The organism is Jonesia quinghaiensis DSM 15701, assembly GCF_000423205.1.
Lineage (GTDB): Bacteria > Actinomycetota > Actinomycetes > Actinomycetales > Cellulomonadaceae > Jonesia > Jonesia quinghaiensis.
On sequence record NZ_AUHN01000004.1, the window covers coordinates 175,644 to 202,543 of the forward strand.

General features: G+C 59.6%; 20 protein-coding genes, 1 pseudogene and 1 riboswitch. Of the genes and pseudogenes, 10 read left to right on the top strand and 11 right to left on the bottom strand.

Annotation, left to right across the window (positions count from 1 at the left end; all coding sequences use genetic code 11):
- Positions 1 to 163 precede the first annotated feature (163 nt).
- Together G538_RS0100865 and G538_RS0100870 are read right to left on the bottom strand one after the other, a co-directional pair.
- Positions 164 to 529, bottom strand: a complete 366-nt coding sequence (locus G538_RS0100865; RefSeq protein ID WP_029067829.1) for an antibiotic biosynthesis monooxygenase family protein — start codon at positions 527 to 529, stop codon at positions 164 to 166.
- Positions 530 to 536: 7 nt separating this feature from the next.
- Complete coding sequence (locus G538_RS0100870) at positions 537 to 1,391, bottom strand: HpcH/HpaI aldolase/citrate lyase family protein (RefSeq protein ID WP_029067830.1); 855 nt, start codon at positions 1,389 to 1,391, stop codon at positions 537 to 539.
- A gap of 337 nt (positions 1,392 to 1,728) precedes the next feature.
- Between G538_RS0100870 and G538_RS0100875 the strand changes: the two genes are divergently transcribed.
- Entirely contained in the window at positions 1,729 to 2,031 is a 303-nt protein-coding gene (locus G538_RS0100875; protein WP_029067831.1) for a putative quinol monooxygenase, read from the top strand.
- A 45-nt stretch (positions 2,032 to 2,076) separates the two neighbouring features.
- Here G538_RS0100875 and G538_RS0100880 read toward each other — a convergent pair whose 3' ends face one another.
- On the bottom strand, positions 2,077 to 2,919 hold the full coding sequence (locus G538_RS0100880; RefSeq protein ID WP_169514071.1) for an EI24 domain-containing protein: 843 nt from the start codon (positions 2,917 to 2,919) through the stop codon (positions 2,077 to 2,079).
- A 215-nt stretch (positions 2,920 to 3,134) separates the two neighbouring features.
- Here G538_RS0100880 and G538_RS0100885 point away from each other — a divergent pair, with 215 nt between their 5' ends.
- Together G538_RS0100885 and G538_RS0100890 are read left to right on the top strand one after the other, a co-directional pair.
- Complete coding sequence (locus tag G538_RS0100885) at positions 3,135 to 3,620, top strand: FBP domain-containing protein (protein WP_029067833.1); 486 nt, start codon at positions 3,135 to 3,137, stop codon at positions 3,618 to 3,620.
- A gap of 182 nt (positions 3,621 to 3,802) precedes the next feature.
- Positions 3,803 to 5,011, top strand: a complete 1,209-nt coding sequence (locus G538_RS0100890; protein WP_029067834.1) for a cobalamin-independent methionine synthase II family protein — start codon at positions 3,803 to 3,805, stop codon at positions 5,009 to 5,011.
- Between the two features lie 219 nt (positions 5,012 to 5,230).
- On the opposite strand, the gene G538_RS0100895 is transcribed toward G538_RS0100890, so the two are convergent.
- Complete coding sequence (locus tag G538_RS0100895) at positions 5,231 to 7,480, bottom strand: exo-beta-d-1,3/1,6-glucosidase (protein WP_029067835.1); 2,250 nt, start codon at positions 7,478 to 7,480, stop codon at positions 5,231 to 5,233.
- Between the two features lie 192 nt (positions 7,481 to 7,672).
- Here G538_RS0100895 and G538_RS0100900 point away from each other — a divergent pair, with 192 nt between their 5' ends.
- Together G538_RS0100900 and G538_RS14350 are read left to right on the top strand one after the other, a co-directional pair.
- The gene (locus tag G538_RS0100900) at positions 7,673 to 8,806 is read left to right on the top strand and encodes an AAA family ATPase (protein WP_051196416.1); all 1,134 of its coding nucleotides are present in this window, start codon (positions 7,673 to 7,675) and stop codon (positions 8,804 to 8,806) included.
- 9 nt (positions 8,807 to 8,815) lie between these two features.
- Entirely contained in the window at positions 8,816 to 10,495 is a 1,680-nt protein-coding gene (locus G538_RS14350; protein ID WP_084617932.1) for a DHA2 family efflux MFS transporter permease subunit, read from the top strand.
- A gap of 284 nt (positions 10,496 to 10,779) precedes the next feature.
- On the opposite strand, the pseudogene G538_RS18255 reads toward G538_RS14350, so the two are convergent.
- Positions 10,780 to 11,115 (bottom strand): annotated as a pseudogene (locus G538_RS18255) (hypothetical protein); the annotation flags it as partial.
- 180 nt (positions 11,116 to 11,295) lie between these two features.
- Between G538_RS18255 and cofD the strand changes: the two are divergent.
- On the top strand, positions 11,296 to 12,303 hold the full coding sequence (gene cofD, locus G538_RS0100925) for a 2-phospho-L-lactate transferase (RefSeq protein ID WP_029067838.1): 1,008 nt from the start codon (positions 11,296 to 11,298) through the stop codon (positions 12,301 to 12,303).
- A gap of 45 nt (positions 12,304 to 12,348) precedes the next feature.
- Here cofD and G538_RS14355 read toward each other — a convergent pair whose 3' ends face one another.
- The 3 genes from G538_RS14355 to G538_RS0100940 all read right to left on the bottom strand — a co-directional run bounded on the left by G538_RS14355 (position 12,349) and on the right by G538_RS0100940 (position 16,556).
- Positions 12,349 to 14,169, bottom strand: coding sequence for an amino acid ABC transporter ATP-binding/permease protein (locus G538_RS14355; RefSeq protein ID WP_051196418.1), 1,821 nt, complete (start codon positions 14,167 to 14,169; stop codon positions 12,349 to 12,351).
- Positions 14,166 to 15,917 carry an ABC transporter ATP-binding protein/permease gene (locus G538_RS0100935; RefSeq protein WP_051196419.1) on the bottom strand — a complete coding sequence of 584 codons (1,752 nt, stop codon included), beginning with the start codon at positions 15,915 to 15,917 and terminating at the stop codon, positions 14,166 to 14,168. The genes G538_RS14355 and G538_RS0100935 overlap by 4 nt, the downstream gene beginning before the upstream one ends.
- A gap of 465 nt (positions 15,918 to 16,382) precedes the next feature.
- A complete protein-coding gene (locus tag G538_RS0100940; RefSeq protein WP_029067840.1) occupies positions 16,383 to 16,556 on the bottom strand; it encodes a CsbD family protein in 174 nt (57 codons plus the stop codon).
- Between the two features lie 202 nt (positions 16,557 to 16,758).
- Between G538_RS0100940 and G538_RS0100945 the strand changes: the two genes are divergently transcribed.
- Positions 16,759 to 17,010, top strand: coding sequence for a hypothetical protein (locus G538_RS0100945; protein WP_029067841.1), 252 nt, complete (start codon positions 16,759 to 16,761; stop codon positions 17,008 to 17,010).
- A 33-nt stretch (positions 17,011 to 17,043) separates the two neighbouring features.
- Here G538_RS0100945 and cydC read toward each other — a convergent pair whose 3' ends face one another.
- The 3 genes from cydC to G538_RS0100960 form a co-directional block, all read right to left on the bottom strand.
- A complete protein-coding gene (gene cydC / locus G538_RS14360; RefSeq protein ID WP_051196420.1) occupies positions 17,044 to 18,744 on the bottom strand; it encodes a thiol reductant ABC exporter subunit CydC in 1,701 nt (566 codons plus the stop codon).
- A complete protein-coding gene (locus G538_RS14365; protein WP_051196421.1) occupies positions 18,741 to 20,705 on the bottom strand; it encodes an ABC transporter ATP-binding protein/permease in 1,965 nt (654 codons plus the stop codon). Before G538_RS14365 ends, cydC begins: the two co-directional genes overlap by 4 nt.
- Positions 20,706 to 20,843: 138 nt before the next feature.
- On the bottom strand, positions 20,844 to 21,410 hold the full coding sequence (locus tag G538_RS0100960; RefSeq protein ID WP_029067842.1) for a hypothetical protein: 567 nt from the start codon (positions 21,408 to 21,410) through the stop codon (positions 20,844 to 20,846).
- 297 nt (positions 21,411 to 21,707) lie between these two features.
- On the opposite strand from G538_RS0100960, the gene G538_RS0100965 reads away from it, so the two are divergent.
- The 3 genes from G538_RS0100965 to metE all read left to right on the top strand — a co-directional run bounded on the left by G538_RS0100965 (position 21,708) and on the right by metE (position 26,898).
- Positions 21,708 to 23,234 (top strand): Abi family protein, encoded by a 1,527-nt coding sequence (locus tag G538_RS0100965; protein ID WP_029067843.1) that lies wholly within the window; start codon positions 21,708 to 21,710, stop codon positions 23,232 to 23,234.
- 113 nt (positions 23,235 to 23,347) lie between these two features.
- A riboswitch (SAM riboswitch) is annotated at positions 23,348 to 23,456 on the top strand.
- A gap of 7 nt (positions 23,457 to 23,463) precedes the next feature.
- Positions 23,464 to 24,471: a methylenetetrahydrofolate reductase gene (locus G538_RS0100970; RefSeq protein ID WP_029067844.1), complete on the top strand. Its 1,008-nt coding sequence runs from the start codon at positions 23,464 to 23,466 to the stop codon at positions 24,469 to 24,471.
- 84 nt (positions 24,472 to 24,555) lie between these two features.
- Entirely contained in the window at positions 24,556 to 26,898 is a 2,343-nt protein-coding gene (metE, locus tag G538_RS0100975; RefSeq protein ID WP_029067845.1) for a 5-methyltetrahydropteroyltriglutamate--homocysteine S-methyltransferase, read from the top strand.
- Positions 26,899 to 26,900: the final 2 nt, after the last annotated feature.

The window sequence follows — 26,900 nt, forward strand, 5'->3', positions numbered from 1 at the left end:
GTGTGTAAGCCTCACGGTGTGTGCCGAACCTTGAAAGGGTCAGCGCCCCCTAGCACCCTCAGCTCACACTGGTCAAACAACCAGATCGCCAATTACGGCGATCTGGTTGTATGTGCTGTTCAGCGCGTTGTTCGCGTTGTTGTAAGCGCCGCGAACCTGGTGGTTAGAACTCCACAACCTCAAATTCGAGGAGGTCAGCACCGGTTGCAACAGGTTGATGTGGCTGCTCAGCACCCTCGCCCTGTCCGTGCCCTTGGCCGTGGCCGTGGCCGTGGCCTTCACCGTCGCGGGCGCCTCCGTTAGCGTGGGCTTCTTTAGCTCGTCCGTCACGCCACCGTTCGAAGTCCTCTTGTGAGGCCCACTGGGTCACCACAAAGTACCGGGACTCCCCAGCGACAGGCCGCAACAACTGAAACCCCTCGAAACCTGGCTCTGAATCGACCATGTGTTTGCGTGCGGCGAACCGTTTTTCCAGTTCCGCACCCGCACCCTCAGGCACGGAAATGGCGTTGATTTTAATGACAGACATATCTCTCCTAGTTTTTCCACAAACCGTACGTGTCGGCAAGGTTCGCGACCTTCTGGGCACGGGCCAAGCGCGGCAGGTACGAGCCGTCCGCAATATCCACCCCGTTGCTGCGTTGCGCCTGCTCATGCTGGGTGATGAGCTCCCGCGCCCACTGCAATTCCTCCGTGCTAGGCGACAGGCCACGGTTAACGTCCTCGACCTGTCCAACCGTCAAGCACATTTTCCCGGTCATCCCCATACGTTGGGTGATATCGCAGGCCGCAAGCACAGCCTCCACACTGTCTGTTGCGGCAGGCGGACCATCAATCGGGCCAGGCAACTTACCCACACGCGAGGCAACGACCAGTTTCCCCCGGGCGTATGCCAACGCCATCGGGTCCTCAGTGGCGCCGGTGTCCTTCCGGAAATCATTCACACCAAATGCAAGACGGAATGTGCCAGGCGCGGAGGCGATAGCGGTAGCGTTTTCCACACCAATAGCCGACTCAATGAGTGCGATCACCGGCGTCCCAGCGTGCAGGCGCATCGCCGTGAGAGTGACTTGTTCCGGTTTTTCGGTTTGCGCAAGCATGACACCGCGCAAACCTGGTGTTTTGATGAGCGCCTCAAGGTCAGTTTTCCAGTGGTGGGTATCCATACCGTTGATGCGCACCCACGCGGACAGCCCAGAGTTCAGCGCCCGCACCACGTAATAGCGGGCTTCTTCTTTGCGGTCTTCAGCGACAGCAGCTTCAAGGTCGAAAATAACCGAGTCAGCCTCGGAAAGGAGTGCAGGTTCAAACTGCTCTGGTTTGGCGGCGTTGACGAGCAGCCAGGACCGTGACAGGTTCGCGGGGAGTTTCGCGGCGCGTTCGTTGCGGATCCGGTGTGTGGCTTGCTCGTCGGTCTCAGCAGGCTGCTTGGGTTCCTGCTGCTGGGGCTGTGATGGTTCAGCTGGTTGCACTGGGTCAGATGGTTGGACCGGTTCGGCGGAATCGGCTGCTGGGGCGCTGGCAGGTACATCGTTGTGACCTGTTGGTTCAGCGTTAGCGGCCGCAGTGGCGCTGTCCGATGCTGTGGCGGGCTCTTTGGGGTCTGGTTGCGGTGCGTCGGTAGAGGTCATGGCGTCTCGTCACGGTTGCGGGTGATCGTTGGACAGTTCTGTGCTCCCATCCTATGAGACGCTATGGGGCTGCGCGCGCCGCTGTTAAGGTCGTGTCATGACGTATGCAACGATCGGCACCATGGGTGTGAAGCCAGACGAGCGCGACACTGTCATTGAGATTATGACGCGGCACAACGCTGCACTGCGTGACGCAGGGTGCTTGGTGTATGAGGTTGGTGGGCGCGATGACGACCCTGACACCGTGTATGTGGCGGAGGTGTGGGAATCTCAAGAAGCTCACGCTGCGTCATTGGAACTTGATGAGGTGAAAGCTGTTATTTCTGACGCGATGCCTCACCTGACAGGTGATTTTGGTGGTTATGACTTCGCTATTGCAGGTTCCCCACTGCGCGATTAGCCCGCTCCCGCCTATTTCCCCGCAGCGCAACTCTCCCTTACGGAACTACAAGTTGATCATGCCCGGGATGGGTGGCGGGTTTTTGTCGATTGGTGCAGGCGGCTGGTAGCCGCTGAGTTCCATGATCCGATGCGCGAGCATCGTGCTGCCTACAACAACCGCTGGCATGAACAATATGGCTCCAAGCGGGATGGTGTAGACGCCGCTGATCGTGAACCCAAACCCGAGGGTCATGGGGGTTTGTTTGCGCAAGCAACCGCGGCGGTCTTTTTCTGGGACGCCGTGCGCCGTCAGTGAGCGGCTAGCTGTTTCTAGGGTGAGTAGCCAGGCTGCGGCGCTGAGGTTCAGTGTTCCGGCAACGGCGGGCCCCACAATGGGGATGATGCTGATGATCATGCATCCCATGGCGAAAAGTACTGACCGCCAAGCGAGCGCCCACCCGTCTTTGATGCCTTGGAAGAATCCGGGTTCTTGGTCGGGTACTTTACCGTGTATGTCACGTTCGACTTCTTCCCAGATCTTTTGGTATATCGGGTCACCAATCATTAACGCTAATGCGGTGAAGAGGGCCGCGCTGAGTCCGAGCGCTAGTCCTAGAACACCGATGGCAGCTACGATGCGCACAGTCCACATCCACCCGGTGGCCCAGTCTTGCGCGAATGGTGTGAGGAACAGCGTGATCGGCACAATGTTCACAAGCAGCACGATCAGAAGTGCCAACAAGATCAGGGTGACCAGCGCGGCGGGCATCATCCCAAGGATGAGGAGCTTAGGTCGTTTGAGGAGCCAACGCATCCCCTCCATCAGGTAAAACGCTCCGTCACGTACGCGCAGCGTGATGTCTTGGGCGTTTTTTGCTGCGGCCTGAGGGTCGATGGGTGCTGGCACGTTGGTCCTTTCGGTGTGACTCAAAAAGTCTGGCACGCCAAACCGCAATGAGTATACGGTGGCAGGTGAGTTTCCGAGGAAAGGACCGGTGGCCATTCATGGCCTGCACAGCGAACATCTGACACTCCATATTTTTCACACCGCCAGCCCATAGCGTGCTGCGCGGTGAGTGAGTTGTTCTTGTTCGCTGTCCTGTTCTCTTTGAAAGTTTCCTCATGCACCCCTTGACCTCACATGACATTCGCGCGTCCTTTATTAACGCGTCCAAACGTGAAGCTGCTTTGGCTGCTTCCGCTGCCCGCCTTGATGGTGTGGCCTGGGAACGGCTAGACATTTTTGGCTGGACTGACCCAAAAAATCCCCTCGTCACCAGCGTTGTCATTCCTGTCGATGATGCCCCGGTAGGGATTTTGTTGCGTACCAGCCCCACCAAACCAAAGAAGACGATGTGCGCCCTGTGCGAGGACATCATTGCGGTTGATAACGTGAGGCTCTTCGCGGCCCGCTTAGCTGGTGCACCAGGACGACAAGGCAACACGGTGGGGACACTGCTTCACACCGACCTCAGTTGTACCGCTCACGTGCGGCGCGCACCAAACACCATGGAGGGCAAAGCCGACCCGGAGGGGTTCATTGCCCGGCGCATCGGCGCGCTTCAGACCAACGCGGAACGGTTCGCACGGCGGGTACGCAGCGCGTAATCCCCTCCCCCGATCGAAAGTGGGATTGTGCCCACTTTCGAAAGGGAAAGTGGGCACAATCCCACTTTCCCTGGAAATAACGATGAGGGCAGCACCAGCACCAGCACCAGCCCCAGACACCCTGTCCCGCCATGCGGGCAGGGTGTCCACTTTGTGGAAGGCTGGTGGTTAAACTAGCGCTCATGTCCCACACCGTTGACTCCATTCCTGTTTCTCACTCCGGCTCCCTGCCCCGCACTCCTGAACTCCTCGCCGCCAACGCGGCAATTGATGCAGGCGAGCCCACCGATGCCATCAATGAGTTGCGCACCGCAGCAGTTGTGAACATCGTGAAGCGCCAACAAGAACTTGGCGTCACCCTGCCCGGGGACGGCGAATACGGAAAGTCCATGTCAACAGCGGTGGACTACGGCGCGTGGTGGAGTTACTCCTTTTCCCGTACAGGCGGCCTCGCCCTGGACGAAGACCAACAGTGGCTCACCACCGACATCCAATCCACTCCCGGCAATGTCCGCACCACAGGGTTTGGGCACCGCCGCGACCAAGCCGCTTTCCGCGAGGCGTACACAGACCCCGAATCAGGAATTTTCTCCGGTGGCGCACCCAAACTGTTCCCCAAAGTTGTGGATAAGCTGACCTACACCGGGCACGATGCGGTGGCCACAGACATCGCAAACCTCAAAGCCGGTTTAGCAGCAACTGGGCTCGAGCAGGGGTTCATTACCTCCATTGCCCCAGGTTCAGCGATGCGGATCGGCAATGACCACTACGCCAGCGACGAGGAACTCGTGTACGCGTGGGCTGACGTGCTGCGCGAGGAATACGTTGCCATTGTTGAAGCCGGTCTCATTGTGCAAATTGATGACCCGTCCCTAGCCGAGAACTGGGACCAGATCACCCCAGAACCGTCCATCGAGGATTACCTGGCGTTCTCTCAACTGCGCGTTGAAGCGCTGAACCACGCGTTACGCGGGCTCCCAGAAGAGCAGATTCGCTACCACCTGTGCTGGGGTTCCTGGCACGGCCCACACACCACTGACCTCGAATTCCGGCACATCGTGAACGCCATGCTGACAGTGAACGCTGGTTCGTATTCGTTTGAGGCAGGAAACGTCCGCCACGAACACGAGTACACGGTGTGGGATGACATCACCCTGCCCGAGGGGAAAATCCTTGTGCCCGGTGTGGTGTCCCACGCAACGAACGTGGTGGAGCACCCTGACCTCGTCGCAGAACGCATCACCCGATTCGCCACCCGAGTTGGGCGCAACAACGTCATTGCATCCACCGACTGCGGCCTTGGCGGGCGCATCCACCCACAAATCGCCACCGCGAAACTAGAAACACTTGCCGAGGGTGCGCGCCGTGCCAGCGCACAACTATGGAAATGACGATCCGCTACACGCCGTAGCAGTTAAGTCTCCGTGCCGATCACAGCAGTGGGGTTATCGCAACGTCATGCGATAACCCCACCTGCTATGGCAGTCACCCTTCCACACTTATTCCCTTCTGCCCTCCCCGTCGAAAGTGGGCACAATCCCACTTTCGACGGGGAAAGTGGGCACAATCCCACTTTCGACGGAGGGAAGAGAAGGGGTGGAACTAAAGGGTCACTGCACGGTGAACCGAACCCGGTGCAGGTCACTGGCCCGTGAGGAAGGACCCACCAGCAGCTCAAACTCACCGGGCTCCACGACCCGGCAGCCACGGGCATCGACAATTGTGCAGTCCGCGACGGGCACCTGGACGGTTGCGGTCACGCTCTGTCCAGGTTGCACCTCCACTTGAGTGAAAGCTTTGAGTTCCTTGTCTGCCCACGACGCTGAGGTCACCAGGTCCGACACATACGCTTGCACGGTTTCCACCGCTGGCCGTTGCCCAGTGTTTGTCAGGGTGATGTGCGCGGTGACTGTGTCGCCCTCGCCCAGTTGGTCTCGGTCAAGCGTGAGCCCGCTGTACTCCACGCTCGTGTAGGACAACCCGAACCCAAACGCCCACTGCGGGTCTTGGGTGAGGTCCGCGTACCTGTCCCCGTGTTGACCGCGAATCTGGTTGTAGTACGTGGGTTGCTGCCCCACATGCCGGGCGAAACTTATGGGCAACCGGCCCGCTGGCTCAATGGCCCCGGTGATCAGTTCAGCGAGCGCTTGTCCGCCGCGCATCCCGGGGTTTGCCGCCCAGATGATGGCGTTTGCGCCCAGTGCGGAGGGTGGGAGGACCAGTGGTTTGGAGGCGAGGAGCACCACGATGAGGGGTTTGCCGGTTGCGGCGAGTTCGTTGAGGAGGTGTTCTTGGCCGCCGAGGAGGTTCAGGGTTGCGGTGGAGCGTCCTTCGCCGACGAGGGGGATGGCGTCTCCGACGACGGCGACGATGTAGTCGGCGTCTTTGGCTGCGGTGAGTGCTTCGGTGTGGAGGGTGTTGTCGATGGGTGCTGGTTGGGCGATGCGGGGGCGGGGTTGGCCGTCGGGGAAGTGGGTTCCGGCGGGGTCGTCTACGAGGTCTACGATGTTTGCGCCGCGGGCGTGGGTGATGGTCCAGGTGTCGGGGACGATGTCACGCAGGCCTTCGTAGACGGTGGTGATCTGGTCAGTGCGGTGCCCGTTGGGCATCCATCCGGCTTGGCCGGAGTTCCCGGCCCAGTCGCCGAGTTGGTATTGGTGGTCGTTGGCGTTGGGGCCAATGACCGCAATTTTTTTGCTGCCCTCTGTGGTGGCGGTGAGTGGCAGTGTTCCGTCGTTGGCCAGGAGGACCAGGGAGCGGCGGGTGAGGTCACGGTTGATTGCTGTGTGTTCGGGTGTAGCAAGTGCGGTGGCGATGCGCTCCAAGTCGGGGTGGCGTGGGTTGTCGAAGAGGCCGAGTTCGAATTTGACGGTGAGGATTCGGGCGACAGCTGCGTCGATGTCTGCGTCGACGAGGAGTCCTTGGTTGAGGGCTGTGAGTGCGCCGTCGAAGAATTGTGGGGTGGTCATCACCATGTCGTTTCCGGCTTTCACAGCAGCGGCGGCGGCGTGGGTGTAGTCGGGCATGACTTGTTGTTCCCACACCATGCGGCCGACGTTGTCCCAGTCGGTGACGAGCATGCCGGTGTAGTCCCATTCGCCGCGCAGGACGTCACCAAGGAGCCAGGAGTTGATGGTGATGGGGATGCCGTCGGTGGTTTGGTAGCCGAGCATGAAGGTGCGGCATCCTTCGCGGGCTACGCGTTCGAAGGGGGGTAGGAACCAGGAGCGCATTTTGCGTTGGGATATGTCGGCTTCGGAGGCGTCGCGGCCGCCTTGGGTTTCGGAGTAGGCGGCGAAGTGTTTTGCGGTGGCGAGGATCGCGGTGTTGTCGGTGAGTCCGTCACCTTGGTAGCCGCGCACCATGGCGCTGGCGAGTTCGCCGATGAGGTGGGGGTCTTCGCCGAATGTTTCGTTGACGCGGCCCCAGCGTAGGTCTCGGGAGATGCATAGTACGGGTGAGAACGTCCAGTGAATGCCTGTTGCGGATGCTTCGATGGCGGTGACGCGGGCTGCTTGTTCGATGAGTGGAGCGTTCCAGGATGCTGCCATGCCCAGTTGGGTGGGGAAGATGGTCGTTCCTTCGAAGAAGGAGTGCCCGTGGATGCAGTCTTCCCCGACGAGGAGGGGGATGGCTAGGCGGGTGCGTTCGGTGAGTTCGTGCGCTTCGCGTAGCGCTTCGGGTGACGCGTGCAGGATCGAGCCAATGTGCACCTCGTTGATGAGGTGGTCGAGGTTGTTCCGGGCGTCTTGTTGCATCATTTGCCCGACTTTTTCTTCGCGGGTCATGCGGTTGATGAGGTCGTTGACGCGTTGTGTGACGGGTAGGGCTGGGTCACGGTAGGGAAGATGTGTGGTCATGGTGGCCTCCTTGCCAACAGGGAACAACTCGCGATGGTAGCGCTCCCACATACCCTATCGGATCCCAACCCCTCGCTACCCCTACCTCCCTCCGATCGAAAGTGGGATTGTGCCCACTTTCGAAAGGGAAAGTGGGCACAATCCCACTTTCGCTGAGTGAGTTGCGGAGGAGAGCCGAGGAGAGCCGCGCCCATGTCAGGTGTTCCCGGTAGCGTCGCTGTCATGATTCGCAACCTTGCCTTTGAGAATTACCGGTCGTTGGAGCATGTCACTCTCGACTTGGGTCAGCTCACGGTCATTACTGGCCCGAATGGCTCGGGGAAGTCCAACATTTACCGGGCAATGCGCCTGATCACGGACATCGTGCGCGATGGGGCGTTGTCGACGCTCGCGTGGGAGGGCGGGTTGCGTAATGCTCTGCACGCGGACATACGCAGGGGTGTGCCCGTGGCGATGCGTCTTGGTGTCGCGGTGGATGACCTGAACTATGCGATTGAGCTTGGTTTACCTCAGTTGGGTCCGTTTCTCCTTGACCCTGAGGTGAAGGTGGAAACACTGTGGCATGGCACGCATCCGCGCCCTTCAGCTTTGCTTGCACAGCGCAGGAATCAAGCGGTGTCATTGCGTGATGACACCGGCGGTTTTGGGGTCAGCCCGTGGCGCCCACGGGTGGAAGAATCAATGATTGCGACTCTTACTGACCCGTTGGTGTCACCTGAGTTGTATGCGTTGCGGGAGCAGGCACGCTCGTGGCGGTTTTACGATGCGTTGCGCGTGGACTCACACTCCCCCGCCCGCCAGCCTCACCCGTCAACGTTTACTGCCGCGTTGGCTCCCGATGGCGGGAATCTGGCGGCTGCGTTGGCAACGGTTTTGCATGCTGGTGAGGCTGGGGCCTTACATGAGGCAGTTGGTCGTGCGTTCCCTGGGGCGTCAGTTGATGTAATGGAAGACGATCGCGGTGTCGCCCACGTGCAGTGGTTCACTGGTTTGCGCCGCCCTATGGATGTTTCGGAAATGTCAGATGGTACGTTGCGTTTCCTGATGATTGCCGTGCTGCTGTTGTCCCCACGGCCACCACGTTTCCTGGTGTTGAACGAACCAGAAGGCAGTGTGCATCCGTCGTTGATTCCGGCGATGGCGGACCTGATATTAAAAGGCTCGAGGGCCACTCAAGTATTGGTGGTGTCTCACTCCACAACACTTGTCGATGCCCTGCGTGATCAGGCGCAACACATTGAATTGACGCATGATGGCCGTTCAACACAGGTAGTTGGCCACGACCCGTTAGGGTCAACGAACTGGGTGTGGCCCAAGCGGGCGTAGCATAACGTCATGAACACTCCCGCGCATCATTCGCGCCGCTGGTGGGGGCTTGCGGCGATCAGTTTTTCCGTGGCACTGATCATTATGGATTCCACGATTGTGTCTGTGGCGATCCCCTCCATCATCACTGACCTTGGTATTTCCACCACCCAGGTGCAGTGGGTCCAAGAGATATACACCCTGGTGTTTGCTGCGCTGCTTCTGGTGTGGGGGCGTGTGGCTGACCGGGTGGGCCGGCGGCGAATCCTCATCATTGGGTTGATGATTTTCGGGGCATCGTCCCTGTGGTGTTCCACCGCCGATTCGGGTGGCATGCTCATTCTTGCCCGCGCCGTGCAAGGTGTTGGTGGGTCCATGATTCTGCCCACCACATTGTCACTGTTGAACACCACGTTCACTGGGCGGGAACGCACCATCGCGTTCGCGATCTGGGGGTCCACCATTGGTGGCATGGCGGCGGTTGGCCCCGTGGTCGGCGGCTGGTTGACGACCTATCACACGTGGAACTGGGCGTTCCTCATTAACGTGCCCCTCGTGGTGATCATCGCTGGGGCCGTGCTGTGGGCTGTGGCTGAATCGAAAGACACCAGCGCAGAAAAACTCACTGACTGGTTTGGTGCGCTGTTGTCCATTGTTGGTTTTGGCGCGCTGGTGTTTGCTCTCATTGAGGGCCGCGTGTACGGCTGGTGGGCTGCTGAAGCTACCGCTGCAGTGTCCATTGGTTCGTTGTCGATCATCCCGCTGGCACTTGTTGCAGCACTTGGTGTGCTGGCGTTTTTTGTGTGGTGGGAACACCGCCGCGTTACCCGCGGTTTGAGCGCGATTGTGGACTTGTCGCTGTTCCGGATTGTGTCATTCCGTAACGGCAACATCACCGCGATGGTGGTGTCCATGGGTGAGTTCGGGTTGATTCTGTCGCTCCCGTTGTGGTTCCAGTACGCCCTCGGTTTGGAAGCTTTTGATGCCGGGCTGGCTCTCATTCCATTAGCGGTTGGATCATTTTTTGCCTCTGGGGCGATCTCCGCACTGAGTAAAAAAGTCACCCCCGTCATCATGGTGCGGGTGGGACTGGTCCTTGAAATTGCTGGGCTTGTGGCGTTGGCGTTGCTGCTGCGTCCCGACTCGTCACTGTGGCTGACAACTGCGACCCTGTTCGTGTACGGGTTGGGCGTTGGGTTCGCTACCTCACAACTCACCTCAACAATTTTGGTGGACGTCCCCATCGCAAGGTCCGGTCAAGGTTCATCAACTCAGTCCACGGCCCGCCAAGTTGGTTCAGCATTGGGCATTGCCGTGTTGGGTAGCGTCCTGTTCACCACGTTGAAAGCTGGCACAGAGTCGCGGCTCACTGAATATTTGGCTCAAAACCCCGGTGCGCAAACCCTGGTCGATGCGGTCACGAGTTCCTCCGGTGCGCTCATCCCGCAGTTGGCTGCTGACCCAGCAACCGCACCTATCGCTGATGCGGCGCGTGAAGCCCTCACACAGGGGGTTCAGTTCGCTGGGCTCACCGCTGCGGCAGCGTTGCTTGTGGGGTTGGTGACCAGTTTCCGGTTAGGTGCGCCAGCGCCGTTGGCTGGTGACTCGGTTGACTCAGGCGACTCCGGCACCGCCGGGGCGTCTGGTGCATCCGGTAAGCCGGAGGCGCCCGACGGACCAGGTGGGAAGCGACCAGCCGCGAGCGCGTAGGAGTCGCGCAGGGCGGCGTCGAGGTCGGTTGGGGTGTCGAGGTCTCGGCGTAGCCCGCTGCTTGGTGGCAGGGTGAGGCGTTGGTAGCCCGCTGTGTGGTGGCGTTCGGCGGAGCCGACCCCGAACAGTGGTTGCCGGGTGCTGCCTGGCGCCAGGAGCAGGGCTGTGGTTCCGGTGCCTTGGGCGTCAGGGATGAACCAGTCACAGGGGCGCTGGCTCTCACTGGTGGCACTGGCGCCGCTGGTGTAATTGGTCAGGTAGTGGTGGTGTGCGTGGTTGAGGTCATCGACACTCAGCCATGGAAGGTCGGCGTGGATGACCAGCACTGGCCCGGTTGTGACGGTTGCTCGTGCCGCGGTGACTGCGCCGTTGAGGCCAGGGTGTTCGCCTTGGAGTATGTGGCGGGCTTTGGGTGAGGTGCTGTGCCAACCGAGTGGGGCATCGGACACGATGATGATGCTGGTGCAGTGTTCCCACTGGTCAAGGACGCTCAGGGTGTGGTGGGCGAGGGCGCGGGCAACTGTTGCTGAGGGAACGTGCGGGTGGGCCCCGTTGAGGCGGGATTTCGCGGTGGTGAAGGACCGTACGGGAACAATGACTGTCCACAGGGCTGTGTTCACGTGTGGTCCTTTCTGGCTGGTGGTTGCTGGTCTTTACGGTACTCGTGTGCGTGACACAATCGTGTTACTCACGATGTCACACCGGTTACGTGCCGCCTTGTTGGGTGGCGCGAAACCGCCGTAGGCGTGAGATGACTGCTGGTCAGGTGCATGATGGCGTTGTTTGAACAGGAGAGCCAGATGAAAGTCACAGTCCTGTGTGGTGGGGTTGGTGGAGCGAAGTTCCTTGAGGTGTTAGACAGGTGGAATACGCAACATGGCTCCCCGCATGAGTTGACGGCGGTCGTCAATGTTGGTGATGACTTCACGCACCTGGGTTTGCGGGTTTCCCCTGATATTGATTCTGTGGTGTATCGCCTTGCCGGGTTGAATAACCCGGTTCATGGGTGGGGGCGACGCGATGAGACGCACCGTGTTGCCCAAGAAGTTGCCCGGCACTTGCCGGAGGTGACGTGGTTTGAGTTGGGTGACCTTGATATCGCGAACTGTGCCATGCGCACTCACTTACTCCATGAGGGGCATACTCTCAGCGAGGTGACGGCCCGTTTGGCTTCTTCTTATGGGGTGGGTGTGCGGGTTTTGCCGGTCACTGATGATCCTGTTCCCACGCTTGTGCAGTTGCCAGCTGAGGGGAGCGACCCAGCCTCTCTATCTGTCGATGCGCCGGGTGGGCAGGGCATCACCGTGCTGTTCCAAGAATGGTGGGTTCAACGTAAAGCGCAACCGGTTCCGTTGGGGTTTGTCAGTCATGGGGCCGGTGAGGCGCACCCCGCACCGGGGGTTCTTGATGCCATCGCACACGCTGATCTGGTGCTCATAGCCCCATCTAACCCGGTTGTTTCCATTACTCCGCTGCTCGCTATTCCCGGTGTGCGTCAGGCACTAACCTCTACCTCCGCGCGGGTGGTGGGGTTGTCCCCGCTTATTGGTGGGCGGCCGGTTCGTGGGTATGCCGACACCTGTTTGGCTGCTGTTGGCGTGGAGTCGACCAGCGCCGGGGTGGCGGGCATGTATGGTGCTCGCCAGGAGGGTGGGTTGCTTGACGGGTGGCTTATCGATGCCGGTGATGAGCAGGATTTCGCGGCCACGAGCATCGGGCAGCGTGTGAGTTGGCGGGCGCTGCCCTTGATCTTTGGGCAGGGCAACGATGAGGTGATTGCCGCCGCCGCATTATCCGTTGACCTTTAGCTTCCCTGCACCCTCTCCCTCTCGGTCCTCCCCTCGCTCCTTCGCTCACCTCGAAACGAAAGTGGGATTGTGCCCACTTTCCCTTTCGAAAGTGGGCACAATCCCACTTTCGACGGGGAGGGGGAGGGGGACGGGGAGGGGGAGGGGAGTAAGCAAGCGGGTAGCAGTAGTTTCCTGCAACACCCCGCCGTCCACGTGTAACACCAAGTCAGCCCCAGCAGCGTCCCCCAGCCTGTGAGTGATCTCAATGAGCGTGACCTCAGGGAATGCGGTTCGCAATGAGTCACGGACCTGGGCTGCGGTGGCTTCATCCAGGTGGGAGGTGTGTTCATCAAGGATCAGCACTCTGGCTCCGCTGAGTAGCGCACGAGCCAACGCAAGGCGTTGGCGTTGCCCACCGGAAATGTTCTCCCCAAACTCCCCTACCCGCGTGTCATAGCCTGCTGGGAAGTCTTCAATGTCTTGGTCAATGCAGGCGATACCGCAGGCCGTTTTGAGTTCCTTAAGCGTCGCATCAGGGTTGGCGAGGCGCAGGTTCTCTGCGATGCTGACGTTAAAGAGGTGGGTGTTTTGACTGACCAGCGCCACCGTTGAACGCAGTGTCGCTAGTGGGAGGTGACAAATATTTACCCCGCCCAGGTGGATGGTTCCCGCGTTGGGGTCCCATACTCGCAGGAGAAGATGCGCGAGGGTGGATTTACCTGCCCCCGACCGCCCCGCGATGACAGTGCGGGTGCCGGGGCGGGCTTCGAAGGTGACCCCGGTAAGGGCCGGTGCGCAACTTGGGCGCCCAGGTGCTGGCGGGTAGGTGAAGGTCACGTTGTTAAAGGACACCGCCAGTGGGCCTGCAGGCAGTTCCCGGGTTTCGCTTACAGGTGGGTCAGCGACGGCTGGTGGTGCGTCAGTCAGGTGGAAGAGGCGTTGAGCTGACGCGAGGGCTTTTTCGAGGTCAGTCATGACGTCTTCAAGCCCTCGAGCTGCGGAGTAGGTGGCGAACACGGCGGCCAGTGAAGCAGCGACCTCAGGCAAGCTCAGTTGCCCGGTTCCGTACAGTCCCAACCCCACAACGGCGAGGGTCACGAGCGACACGTACATGAGTGCTTGGGACGCACCTCGACGTAGTGCGACAAGTCGCCACATGGTCGATGTGTGGGTAACGATCGGGGCGTCGAGTATGGCGTGTTGTTGCAGGCGGGGATGCTCATACCCAAAATCAACGATGTCGCGCACACCTTGCACTGTCTCAGTGACGTGCATGGCCTGTTGAGCGCGCGCGGCGAGGAGCGCATCGGCGGTTTTGGCCCCGCGTCGGGTCCCGAGAAACGGGACCGCCCACGTCACCGCAAGAACAAATGGCAGCGCCGTCAACGCCAAGGTTGGTGACGCCCACACAGCAAGTGTTGCCAGCGAACTGAGCGGAACAACCAGTGCGGCCGTGACAGGGGCGATGGTGTGTGCGAAAAACACTTCGATGCGGTCGATGTCCCTGGTGACTTTGGAGAGTATGTCACCGGTGTGGCTTGAGGTGGACATCGCTGGGGCTTGGGGCCAAATACGCCCGAAAGCCCACACCCGCAGGTGTTCAAGTGCGGAGAACGCCACGTAGTGGCCGGTGTACTGCTCTAGGTAGCGCAACACTGCTTTCACGAGGGCCAAAACAACCATGATTGTGAGGGTCCGGGTGATAGTGGCCGATGCGTCTGCCGGGTTTGTAGCACTTGTGGCGGCTCCGTAAGCGGCGACACTGAGTAAGGCGATACCCGCGAACTGGTCAAGGATCCGGCACAGGGCACTCAGTATCAGTGGGGTCATCACCGGGCGAGCCAGGGTAGCGAGGCGACGCATGAGGGATAGTCGTGGTGTCATGAGGTGACCTCCGTCAGGGTGCCGTTGTCGAGGTGAAGTACCCGATCTGCGGCGGCGATGAGCGTGGGGCGGTGGGCAACGGTGAGGACCGTGTGGTGGCTGGGAATGTTTCGTAGTGCCTCAAGGATGAGTTGTTCACCGGCGAGGTCCACGTGCGCGGTGGGTTCATCAAGAATGAGAATGTCCGCGCCGGTCAGCAGTGCTCGCGCGATGGCAATGCGTTGGGCTTGCCCGCCGGAAAGGCCATGACCGCGTTCGCCAATAATGGTGTCAAGTCCGTGTGGCATTGCGCGAATATCAGCGGCGATGTTGGCCTGGCTGAGCGCTTTCCACAGGGCGTTGTCATCAGCCTGTGGATGAGCAATGAGGAGGTTATCCCGAACACTCGCCGTGAACAGGAAAGTGGACTGGTTCACTGTGGCAGTGCGCGCCCGCCCTTGACGGGCAGTCATTGACGTGACATCAGTGCCGTGAATCATGACTGCGCCCGGGTCGGTGGGCACATGGCGTTGCAACACCTTCAACAGGGTGCTCTTCCCCGCCCCGGTTCGCCCAGTAATCGCAACATGCTCCCCTGGTTGAACAGCCAACGACACATCGCTCAGCACTGGTGTATCACCGTAAGAAAAGTTCAGGGCGTTGAGGTTCACCGCTGGCACCGGAGCTGCGGACTCGCCGCGCCCAACACCACCATTGTGCGCGCTTCCCGCACCCGGTGAGCCAATGCCAGCAGACGCATCGTCGTTGTCACTGATGTGGGGCTGCAGGGCCAAGAAACGCTTCATGCCCCGTTCCGCTGCCATCCCACCCATACCAACGTAAAAGAACTCCCCCACCTTATTCATGGGCTCCAAAAGCAACAGGGACAACAACACCAAAGCGACCGCCTGACCGGCAGTGATGTCTCCACTGTTGAACCGAATCATCGCCAAAGCGGCAGCCACCGTCACCATCCCCAAACTAAACAGCGCATCAGTGAGGAATATGACCACCTGATTCACCGCCAACAAACGCATAATGGTCCGCCGGTTCACTTCACCCGCTGCGGCAAGTTTGCGGTGCATCCACCCAGCCGCACCCACAAACTGAAGGGTGTTCAACCCTTGCAGGGCATCAAGATAATCCGCAGCGAGGCGTTGACGTTGATCCCGCGAACGCGATGACACCGCCCCAAAAGCGCGGCGGAAACCGCCAATAAGCCCTGGGATAAGAGGCACCAACGCGAGGAGAATCAGGGCAGCGACCACATCAATGCTCACGGCGATAACAACCAACACCACAAGCGGGCTCGTCATTGCCGCAATCGTTGGCCCCAGGAAAGTGAGGCGATAGGTCGCCGCGCGTTCCGCCCCATCAGTCATCATCGAGGTCAGTGCACCTGTGCGATCTGTGCCCTGTTGGTTTCCTGTGTCGCTGTGTTTGTTGGGTTCGCTGCGATCGGTTGGGCCTAACCGTAATACGTGGTTCATCAGTGTTGCACGCAGCCCTTGTTCTTCGCGTGCTGCACCTTGTCCGGTTATCACAATCGTGAGGGCAGTAAGGGCCGCTGACAGGCCAGCGCAACCAGCGGCAACTGCCACTAGCGGCACGGCGATGACGCTAGTGGTGAGGTACGCATCGATAAGCGCGCCGATGCACACCATGAGTAGGGCAGCCGCGAGCGCTGCTGTACTGGTCAGGGCTATAGACGCGCGGAGGATTGTTGTTGCTCGGGGCGAGTAGAGGGGCGGGGTGTGGGGTGCGGTCATGGTTCCACCGTGTGATCTGCAAGTGACAGGTTGACGTGACAAGGTGTCACCCGATGAATCTACGATAGGTAAGGCTTACCTCACTCGGGACGTTTGTCCTTGGTTCCCCTGTTTCCCCGAGGCGATCAGACACTGTCACCAACATCGTCACCAAACCAGCCCCCACACTCAAACGAAAGTGGGATTGTGCCCACTTTCGAAAGGGAAAGTGGGCACAATCCCACTTTCGCCGGGAGGGGGAGGGGGGACGGGCGGGCCGGGGTTGGAGGCGCGGGGGGCGGGCGGGCCGGGGCTGGGCTGGGCGACAGCAGGGAAGTCGCCGGGCAAAACAAAGTGGGGCGGAGCGCTTTCGCACCCCACCCCACCTCAGTGGTCTTGCCTAAGTATTCACGTCACGCCAGTAAAGCGTGCGGTGAACTCGCTGAGGGCCAACGCCGATGCGCGGCCTCATACCAGCTACCAGCGTCAGTCGCGGAAAGCGTCCTTGACGTTTTCGCCAGCCTGCTTGGTGTTGGCCTTGGCTTGGTCGGCCTTACCTTCAGCTTCAAGACGCTCGTTATCCGTGGCGTCTCCGTAGGCTTCTTTTCCCTTGCCCTTGAGTTCTTCAGCCTTGTTGCTGATTTTGTCTCCGAGTCCCATGTGCTCCTCCTTCGGGCGAATGATCATGGTCGGGATTCACTGGTTGGTACCAGCTCGTCCCTGCACTATCTACACTGCCGCAGATTCTTGAGGTTCGCATCTTGAACGCTGCCACACACCCGCGATTGCATGGCATCCACCCCAGGTATACCTTGTTTGTTGCTCCTGCTCACCGCGCATCAAGAAAGTAAGGAATCTGCTGATGAAACAGTTCATTCCAGCGCTCACCATCATTGGACTCACGGTCGCTGCAGCAATCACCTACGTGATCGCTGACAACCTCATTGTTGCGTTGCTCCTCGCAACGACGGCCGTACTTGTGTGGGGATTCACCAGCATCGGTGATCCGCCGCCACGCAGCGAAAACACCCCCACACCACGAGCAATCAAAACCTACCGAAAGCAACACCCAGGCAGTTCCATCGGTGACGCCGTACGCGCACTACGGAACTAAACACATGCGCACAGAAATGTGCACAGAAAGCTGTCACTCAGGGACGGTCGCGAGCACCTCACCGGCCGTCACCTGAGTGACAGAGCCATGATCAACCCGGAACACACAATCCGCCCCCACAGCGTCCTGTGGGCGGTGCGTGATTTCCACAATCGTTGCGTGAACGCGAGCCGCACGCAACGCCCGACGCACCCTCCCCGCAGTATCTTCATCGAGGCTGGACGTGTACTCGTCCAGCACAAACACATCGGCATCACTCAACAATGCCCGCGCCAACGCGAGGCGTTGACGTTGCCCACCAGACAACGACTCACCGAACTCACCCACAACGGTGTCATACCCGTCAGGGAAACCGACAATGTCGTCATGCAGTTGCGCCACCTCGCACGCCGCCTGCAACTCAGTGGATGAAGCATCAGGGCGGGCAATGCGCAGGTTCTCGGCAATACTCATCGCAAACAAGTGGGTACGTTGCGATACCATCGCAACACGGGCCCGCAGGTCATCCTGCGCCACAGTGTTCACTGGCTCACCGCCCACGGAGATAACCCCCGCATCGGTATCCCAATAGCGCAGCAGCAGATGCGCGAGAGTTGTTTTCCCAGAACCCGAGCGGCCCACAATCACCGCGCGGGCACCCGCCTGAATCACCAGTGACGCATGCGTGACCGCTTCGGTGCGCGCGCCAGGGTAGGTGAACGTGACGCCGTTGAACTCAACACCGACCGGGCCAGCCGGGATCACCGCGGGTTGTTCTGGGTCACTTACCGCTGGCGGCTGCGATACCACCAAGCGCAGCCGATGCGCCGCAGAACCGGCCCGATCAAGGTCAGCAAGCAATGAATCAATGGCTTTCACCGCAGAAAAACACGCCAACGTCACCGCTGTTGCAAGCGCCAACTGTTCCAAACTCAGCGTGCCACGCACAAGGCGGGCACCCCCATCACCAAGCACAAGGAGCACCGTGGTCAGGGTGACGAACTGTGTCAAAGCCCGGCGTGCTGCTGTCAGAGCGCCTTCACGGCGGGCATCGTGTGTCATGTCAGAAGTCAGTTGCGTGGAGCGTTCCAGCCACGGCTTGTTGTAGCCGTACCCCACAATCTCACGCACACCTTGCACCGACTCAGTGGCGAACTGAGCGAACTCGCCCCGGCGCCCCGCACCACTCTGGCTTGCCCGTTGCAACGCGAACCACCCAACCGTTGGGATCGCAGCAGCAACGGCAAACACCCCTGCAGCCGCGATCCACGCCAACACGGGGGAAGTTGTCATACCCATCCACGTCAACGCAATAATGGGCACCACCACGGCGCTGATCACCGGGGCAATAGTGTGCGCGAAAAACACCTCAATCCGGTCAATATCTTTCGTCATCCGGGTCAGAAGGTCACCAGTTTTAGCGCTAGCAGTATTCGCTGGGGCACCAGGCCATACCCGCGAAAACGCAAACACACGCAGTTCCTCTAAAGCCTTAAACGCCACATAGTGCCCGGAGTACTGCTCAACATACCGAAACACCGCTTTAATCAGGGTCAACACCGCAAGCGTGATCACCAAGCGAGGAACATCAACCCCACCCACGACCGCCCGGGCAGCACCAGCGGCGGCTGTTGCCAGAATCGCGATGGCAAGAACCTGATCCACAATGCGGCACACCGTCGACAGAACAAGCGGCCACAGCACGGAACGAACATGGCGCGCGCTCCACAACAGGGCAGAAAACGACGTGGTCATCGGGTCACCTCAGTCAATATTCCGTCACGCAGGTTTAGTACACGGTCCACAGTTCGTAACGCCGATGCCCGGTGAGAGATCGACAAAACGGTGCGGTCAGTGGACGCCACAATTCCGTCAATAGCAGCAATAATGGCCCGCTCGCTCGCCAGGTCCACTTGAGACGTGGGCTCATCCAACACGATCAGTGGCGCATCTGTGAGGAGAGCGCGCGCAATGGAGAGGCGTTGCGCCTGCCCACCGGAGAGCGTCATACCGCGCTCCCCCACAGCGGCATCCAACCCGCCTGGCATGTCTCGAATATCAGCGGCTAGGTGAGCTGCTTCAAGGGCAACCCACATGTCGTCATCTGTTGCATCGGGGGCAGCAACATGCAGATTGTCACGCACAGTGCCACTAAACAGGTAGGTGGTTTGTTGCACCACGGCGCTGAAAGCGCGCGCTGCGGGCAAGGTCAACTCGGTAGCATCTTGGCCGGCGAACAACAAGTCACCACCTTCTGGAGCAATGGAACGTTCCACGATGCGTGCGATGGTGGATTTCCCGGAACCTGAGTGGCCGGTGAGTGCCACATGTTCACCCTGGTGGATGGTGAGGTTAGCCCCGTTGAGGACTCGTAACTCACCGTACCCGCACACAACGTTGCGCAATTCGAGAAGAGGTGGGCGGGTATCATCAGCCGAAATCCTAGATTTCGGTGCGAGATCCTCACCGTCGTCAAGGATCTCAGTGCGAGATCTAGGATCTCGGCGCAGGGACGGGGAGGAGCCGCCTGTCACAGGAGCACGCGTGCCAAGGAACCTCGCGATGCCTCGCTCAGTGGCACGCCCACCCAGCCCCACGTAAAAGAACGAACCGACCTTCGCCAACGGCTCCAACAACACTGTCGCAAGAAGCACCAACGCAAGGGCCTGACCTGCAGTGATAATCCCATCTTGCAGGCGCACCACGGCGAGCACCGCCAACGCGGACACCATCACCAGGAAAAACACCGCATCCGTGACCAGGATGACCACCTGATTCACTGCCAACAAACGCATCACAGAACGCCGGTTTCGCTCACCCGCAGCAGCAAGCCGCTCCTGCATCCACCGGGCGGCGCGCATCAACCGCAACGTCGTCAACCCCTGCAACGCATCCAAATAATCTGCGGCAAGCGCTTGGCGTTGAGCCCGTGAACGCCCCGAAACCTGACGGAACGCCTTCTGAAAACCATAAATTGCAGCCGGAATAACAGGGATAAGAACCAGCAAAATCAGTGCTGTCACCCAGTCAATAAACAACGCAATAACCACGACCACCAACACCGGTGAAACGACCGAGGCTAGCGAGGGCCCCACAAAACCCATCCGGTACGCGGCAACCCGTTCAGCACCATCCGTCGCGGAAGCAACAATCGCGCCTGAACGATCAGAAGCCCGAGAAACCGGCCCAACATCAAGAATGTGAGAGACAATCCGGGTGCGCACCTGCGCTTCCTCACGCGCGGTGCCAGCCGTCGTCACCCACACCCCCACCGCCGTTAGTGAAGCTGCCAGCGCCGCGAGCGCAATCGCCAACCATCCACCAAAGCCTGGGCCGATGCCCGCCACTAGTGAGGCAAGGGGAGCCTGGTTGGTGTCGCTTAACGTTCCAAACGAGGCGATCTCGCTGGTTGCGCCTGATTTCACGAGGTATCCGTCAATGACCGCCCCGGCAACCACAAACAGGAGCGCCGTGACGACGGACGCGGCGGTGAGGATGATGGCGGATAGTCGGGTGGTGGTGCGCAGTTGTGGTGTGTACAAAATAGCTGGGTCTACTGTTGGTGGCTTGCCGCCACCGTGTCCCCCTGGACGGCCGCCAGGATGCCCTCCGCCACTGGGGGTGTGGCCTTGGGAATTGGGGCGTTGACCAGGGTGCTTTGCGGGGGTGTTCTCGCCAGCACGCCGGTGCGGGGACGATGCGTTGGAGGCAGGCATGTCAGCACGCTAACACAGCGGTAGTGCCTACACTCGGGGCACGGCGAACATCACACTGATTCCGGGCATCTTCGCTGGTCACCTGACATTGCCTGGGGCGAGTGGCCACCGGTTTGGATCTGGCTCGTCAATGGTCTGTCACATGAGGTGGTGGGCTGCTTGCCACACTGCGCATTGACCGTAAAGCATGCATTCGATAAATAGCGCAACACCACCTATTGCAAGGGCAGTGAAGAAGCCGCGCTTGTCTCGGCGTTCCACCGCGAAAACAGCCAGAAACAGGGCGCACCAGAAACCTAGTGAAACAAATGGGCCGCTAGAGGCGAATGTCATGGCTGCTGCGGCGAAAGGGGCAGTGAGCGGGACGGCGCTAGCTATGGCCACAAGGACTGCACATCCAACAGTCACGAGCACTGCACCGAGAACAAGTGGGTATTCGGGTTGTGCGGGTTTCGCGGTGTGCGCATCGGGCTGGGAGGTGAACCAAAGCATCACGAACGGGATGATGAGCATGATCGCCAGGTGCGATGCGAGCCACCAGTTGCCGATATCACCATGCGCGGTCGCCGGTGCCGACAACGTGATGACGTGATCGATGAGCAGGAGAGCAATGCCTGTTGCGGTAGCAGCGATCAGCGCAACAACGGGGCGCGTTAACGCCGAATCCCTGCGGAACTGAACGTTAAGCCTGTTGGCTATGGTCATTGCGGCCTCGACTCTGTGCCCTGCTGTGGTGGGTTCATTCACCCTCTTGTGTCGCAACCGCAACTTCTCTTACATGCGGGCAGGGTGAAGATTGTGACTGACGATGCTGCGCGCGGGTTTAGCCGGGGGGCACTCGGGTATCGCGGAGTAGACATCCTCAGGCTTGACGGTGTCGGTGCGCCCCCGTAACCTTGAGGTAACACGACAAGCTCGCTTCTCTAGATGAGACGCGAGCTTGTTCTTTATCTACCCTATGCAACGCTTCTGAGCTTGCCGGGAAACAGGACGTTGAAGGTCGTGACAAGCCTAGATAGTACATACGCGAAACCGTTTCTCACGGTCCCGGCGCAGATCCGTCGCCTGCGTGACCGCGGGATGGACTGCGAAACGGATGCGTTCGCTACTGCGATTCTGGAACGTTACGGCTACTACCGACTCTCGGGCTACTGGCACCCTTACCGGGAACTCCCCGCGCCTCCAGCACCCCGTGTTGACGCGGACGGTCGCGAGATCAGGCTCGACACATTCGTCCCTGATACCAGCCTCGCGCACGTAGTCGCACTGTACGATTTCGATCAAGCGCTTCGCACTCGCCTGAGTGAGCTGCTCAGCACGATCGAAATCTCGCTACGGTTCTTCATTGGACACCGATTGGGTGGGGCCGACAAGTTCGCACACCGCAACCCAGTAATGCTCGAAACGATGAGGCAGGTAAACCCTGGCGACTCGCCTGAGCCAACCACCTCCTACAACGACTGGCTCGAAGAATACGACCGTCACGAAACGCGTGCCAGAGATGCCTTCGTCCTCCACTTCCGAAAGAAATACGGTCCCCACTTACCGATCTGGGTGGCAACAGAGGTCATGTCGTTCGGTGTATTGAGCAACCTATACACCTTGATGCCGCAACTGGACCAGGAGATCCTCGCTGCACGCTTCCAAGTCAACACCGCAGACGGCAAAGGTGACCGGGGAGCACTAGCGAACTGGCTCAATAGTCTTCGAAATGTCCGAAACATCTGCGCACACTACGGCCGAATCTGGAACCGCGCTTTCGACGTGATCATCGACGCCCCGGGCCACCTCCGTATCGACCCCGATCACCATTTGTCTCGGCTGGCAGACAAGAGTGTGACGAACAAGCTGTACGGCGTTCTGCTGATCATGCAGCACCTGCTGTTGAGCATCGCACCCGACCGGCGCGATGTCCCCGATCTGCTTGGCTTCATCGACGAACAATCGAGGGTGGTCGGTTTCGACCTCGCCCAACTTGGGTTTCCTGAAAACTGGACCGCTGACGCGGTCTGGGGCACCCAATTCGAACTCGATCAAGCGCCCATGCGCGCGGCGAGTCTCCTTGACCGAGCACAGAGCCTCACCGCGGTCGAGACGCGGGACACGCTCACAAGCGCAAAAATCAAAGACCCCGACAAACAGCGCACTGCCCCGGAACTTTCCAGGGCACACAAAGCTGCTCAACGTCAGCTCCTACGCACCTATCTGCACTACAAGGTCGTCATCGAAATTGGTCTCGGAAAGACAAAGCACTATCCGGCTTTCCAGTTCAGAGACGGGAAGATCATCAACGCTCTGGCAGAGATCAATCAGGCACTCATCGCGCAGTGCGGTGGTGTTGAGACTACTCAGACGGCTGCCGCGCTCCTCGACTGGTGGCAGACTCCACACCCCGGACTCCCCACGACTTCAGACGGAACTCTTCAGTCTCCCGCTGACCTGCTCGCCACAATACCCGAGACGGATTTCACCACCACGATCAAGGACGCAGACGCTGTGAACACCTTCGTTGTTCCTGAGACAGAATGAACGAGCAGACCTAGCGTTCCCTCCTGAACACCCAGCACATCGCGAAACACTTGACCACATATCAAGACACTTATTGCTCACCAGTCGGAATCCCTGCACACTGAGGTTGTTACGTTCCATCCAGAGCGGTCGAGAGTTCTGGCTCTATGACACCGCAGCAACCCATCTCCTGAGCGGAAGCCTCCACAGGGAAACGGGTGCTACCGCCAGATCCGATGGAGAATTGATCATGGCTTCCTTTGACGTATCGTCAACGGCCCGCGGTTTCCACCGCCCAGCAGTGTCCTTCGAACTCATGCCACCGCGCAACCCTGCGGCGGCACCAAAGTTCTGGAACACTGCCCGCAAACTCGTCGAAGCTCACCCTGACTTTGTTTCGGTGACTTACGGCGCTGCTGGTGGTGACCGCAATACCGCTCGAACCGTCGTGGAAACCTTGGTGAAGCACACCAACGTTTTGCCCATTGCCCACCTCACGTGTGTTGGGGCAACCAAAGACAGCGTCGCTGACACCATTGATGATTTTCTTGCAGCTGGTGCCCGCACGTTCTTGGCATTACGCGGCGACCCGCCAAAGGATCACCCCAACTGGAAGCCACCAGTTGATGGTGTGAGTTCTTCGATGGACCTCATTGCGTTACTGCGTGACGTTGAGGCACAACGTTGCCGGGCTGACGCATCGGAAGCTTTGCGGGGTGCGGCGAAACCCTTAACTATCGCGGTCGCTACGTTCCCAGAGGGGAACCGCGATGCAGGGACTAGCCGCCAGCAAGAGGCACAGCGCCTGCTGGAGAAACAGCAGGCCGGTGCGAACTTCGCTATCACTCAGTTGTTTTATTCGGCGCAGGCGTACACGGAATTTGTGGACATTGCCCGCAGTGTTGGGGTCACCATTCCCATTGTGGCGGGCATTTTGCCGATGACTGATCCACAGCGACTTCGCCGGGTTGAACAGTTAACAGGTGTGCCTGCACCACCGGACTTGTCCGCAACATTGGAGTCCATCACAAGCCCTCACATGAGGCATTCGTACGGCATTGCAGCCTCTGTTGAGCTCGCAAATGCCGTGATCGCAGCCGGGGCCCCTGGTCTGCACATTTACACCTTCAACAAGTATGAACCCGCACTAGACCTGCTCGAGGGCGTACACCTCGGCAGTCCACTTCCCGCTGCGTCGTCGCAGGGAACGGACTTGGCCAGTTGGCCGCAGGATGGCGCATCCTCATTGTCCGCCTAACGTTTCAGCTTTTTGACCTCTGGCCTGCACGTTTCATGCTGTGACGTACCGGCGCAACACTCTCTCACAAACTACCCTCAAGGGATGACCATGCCTACACCTTCTGTTTTTCCAGCCGCAACCGTTTTGGGTTACCCCCGCATTGGTGACCGCCGTCAACTCAAGCGTGCACTTGAGTCACTGTGGTCTGGTAAGTCCAGTGCAGTTGATTTCGCCGACACGACGCGCCAGTTACGCCACAACACCCGCGAGCGCCTTGCCTCGTTGGGGTTGGGGCGTAATGATTCGTCGATTCCTGAGTCGTTTAGTTGGTATGACCAGGTGTTGGATGCTGCTGTGACGTTTGGTGTTATTCCCCAGCGGTTCCGGGATTTGGATTGGTCTGGGGATTTGGTGGGGGCGTACAGCACTGTTGCGCGTGGCGTTGGTGATCACACACCGTTAGAAATGACTAAGTGGTTTAACACGAACTATCACTATTTGGTGCCTGAGGTTGATGAGTCCACTCCTTTCACTCTGAACCCGGTGTTGGTGACAAACCTGGTGGATGAGGCTGCGGAGCAGGGTTTCACGACACGCCCTGTGTTGGTGGGGCCGGTGACGTTCTTGGCGTTGTCGAAAGCGGCTGCCGATGCTCCTGCCGGGTTTGACCCCCTTTCTCGCCTTGATGAGTTGGTGGGGTTGTATGTCGAGTTGTTGGCTGACCTTGCGGCTCGCGGTGTGCAGTGGGTGCAGTTGGATGAGCCAGCGTTGGTGTCGGAGAACTTGTCGTATGACGCAGCACAATTGGAGCAGGTTTTTGCTGCCGCGTACCAGCGGTTGACTGGCGCCGATGCTCGCCCACAGATTTTGGTGACTGCGCCGTTTGCGTCGTTGGGTGCGTTGGCGCAGCCGGTGTTAACCAGTGGCGTTGAGGCGGTTGCGGTTGACCTGGTGCACGGCGATGTTCCTGGTGGTGTTCCCCAGGGTGTGACGCTGGTTGCTGGTGTGGTCAATGGGCGCAATATTTGGCGGGCTGACCTTGATGTGGCACGCGGGCAGTTGGAGGCGTTGACTGCTTCAGGTGTGCAGGTGTCGGTAGCTGCGTCAACGAGTTTGCAGCATGTGCCGCATACGGTCGCTGATGAGCCTGAGTTGGATGCTGATTTGCGTTCGTGGTTGGCGTTCGCTGATGAGAAGATCGGCGAGATTGTTACGTTGTCGCGTGGTGTGCGTGACGGGTGGGACACCGTGGAGGCCACACTGGTTGAGTCGCGTGCTGCGTTGGCGCAGCGGGCCGCGGCTCCGGGGGTGAATGTTCCTGCGGTGCGGCAGCGCACAGCGGCGATCACGCCAGCTGATCTTGCCCGCACTAACGAGAAGGGGCAACGGGCGTCTATTGCGTTGCGGAAGGCATCGCAGCAGGAGCGGTTGAGTTTGCCGCCGCTACCGACCACCACGATTGGTTCGTTCCCTCAGACGGTGGAGATCCGTAAGGCTCGCGCCGCGTGGACTCGTGGTGAGTTGTCGCAGCAGGGTTATGAGGAGCAGATGCGCGCTGAAATTGAGCGGGTCATTCGCCTTCAGGAGGACCTTGGTTTGGACGTGCTGGTGCACGGTGAAGCTGAACGTAATGACATGGTGCAGTACTTCGCGGAGAATCTTGACGGGTTCGCTGTGACCACGAATGGTTGGGTGCAGTCGTATGGTTCACGGTGCACACGTCCCTCTATTCAGTGGGGTGATGTGTCACGCCCGGCACCGATTACCACGGAGTGGGCGACGTTTGCGCAGTCGTTAACGGACAAGCCGGTGAAGGGAATGCTCACTGGGCCGGTCACGATCATGGCGTGGTCGTTTATTCGTGAGGATCTGCCGTTGGCGGACACTGCGAAGCAGATTGGTTTTGCCCTGCGTGATGAGGTGCAAGATTTGGAGGCTGCGGGCATTGCCGTTATTCAGGTCGATGAACCAGCGTTGCGTGAGCTGCTGCCGTTGAAGAAGTCTGACCACTCTGACTATGTGGATTGGTCGGTGTCATCGTTCCGGTTGGCGACCACGGGGGTTCGCCCTGACACCCAAATTCACACCCACCTGTGCTACTCAGAGTTCAACGACATTATTGATGCCATTGACCACTTGGGGGCGGACGTCACCTCCATTGAGGCGGCTCGTTCTCGCATGGAGGTGTTGGGGGCGTTGGCTGCTGCCGGGTATGGGCGCGGTGTTGGGCCTGGGATTTATGACATTCACTCCCCTCGTGTTCCGTCCTGTGGGGAACTTGCTGAGTTGTTGGAGCTTGCGGCGCGTTCTGTGAGCCCGGACTTGCTGTGGGTGAACCCTGACTGCGGGTTGAAAACCCGCCACTATGAGGAGACCGTCGCGTCGCTGCGTAACCTCGTGGATGCTGCTCATGAGGTTCGGGCAACGGTGACTGCAGGGGTGTAACA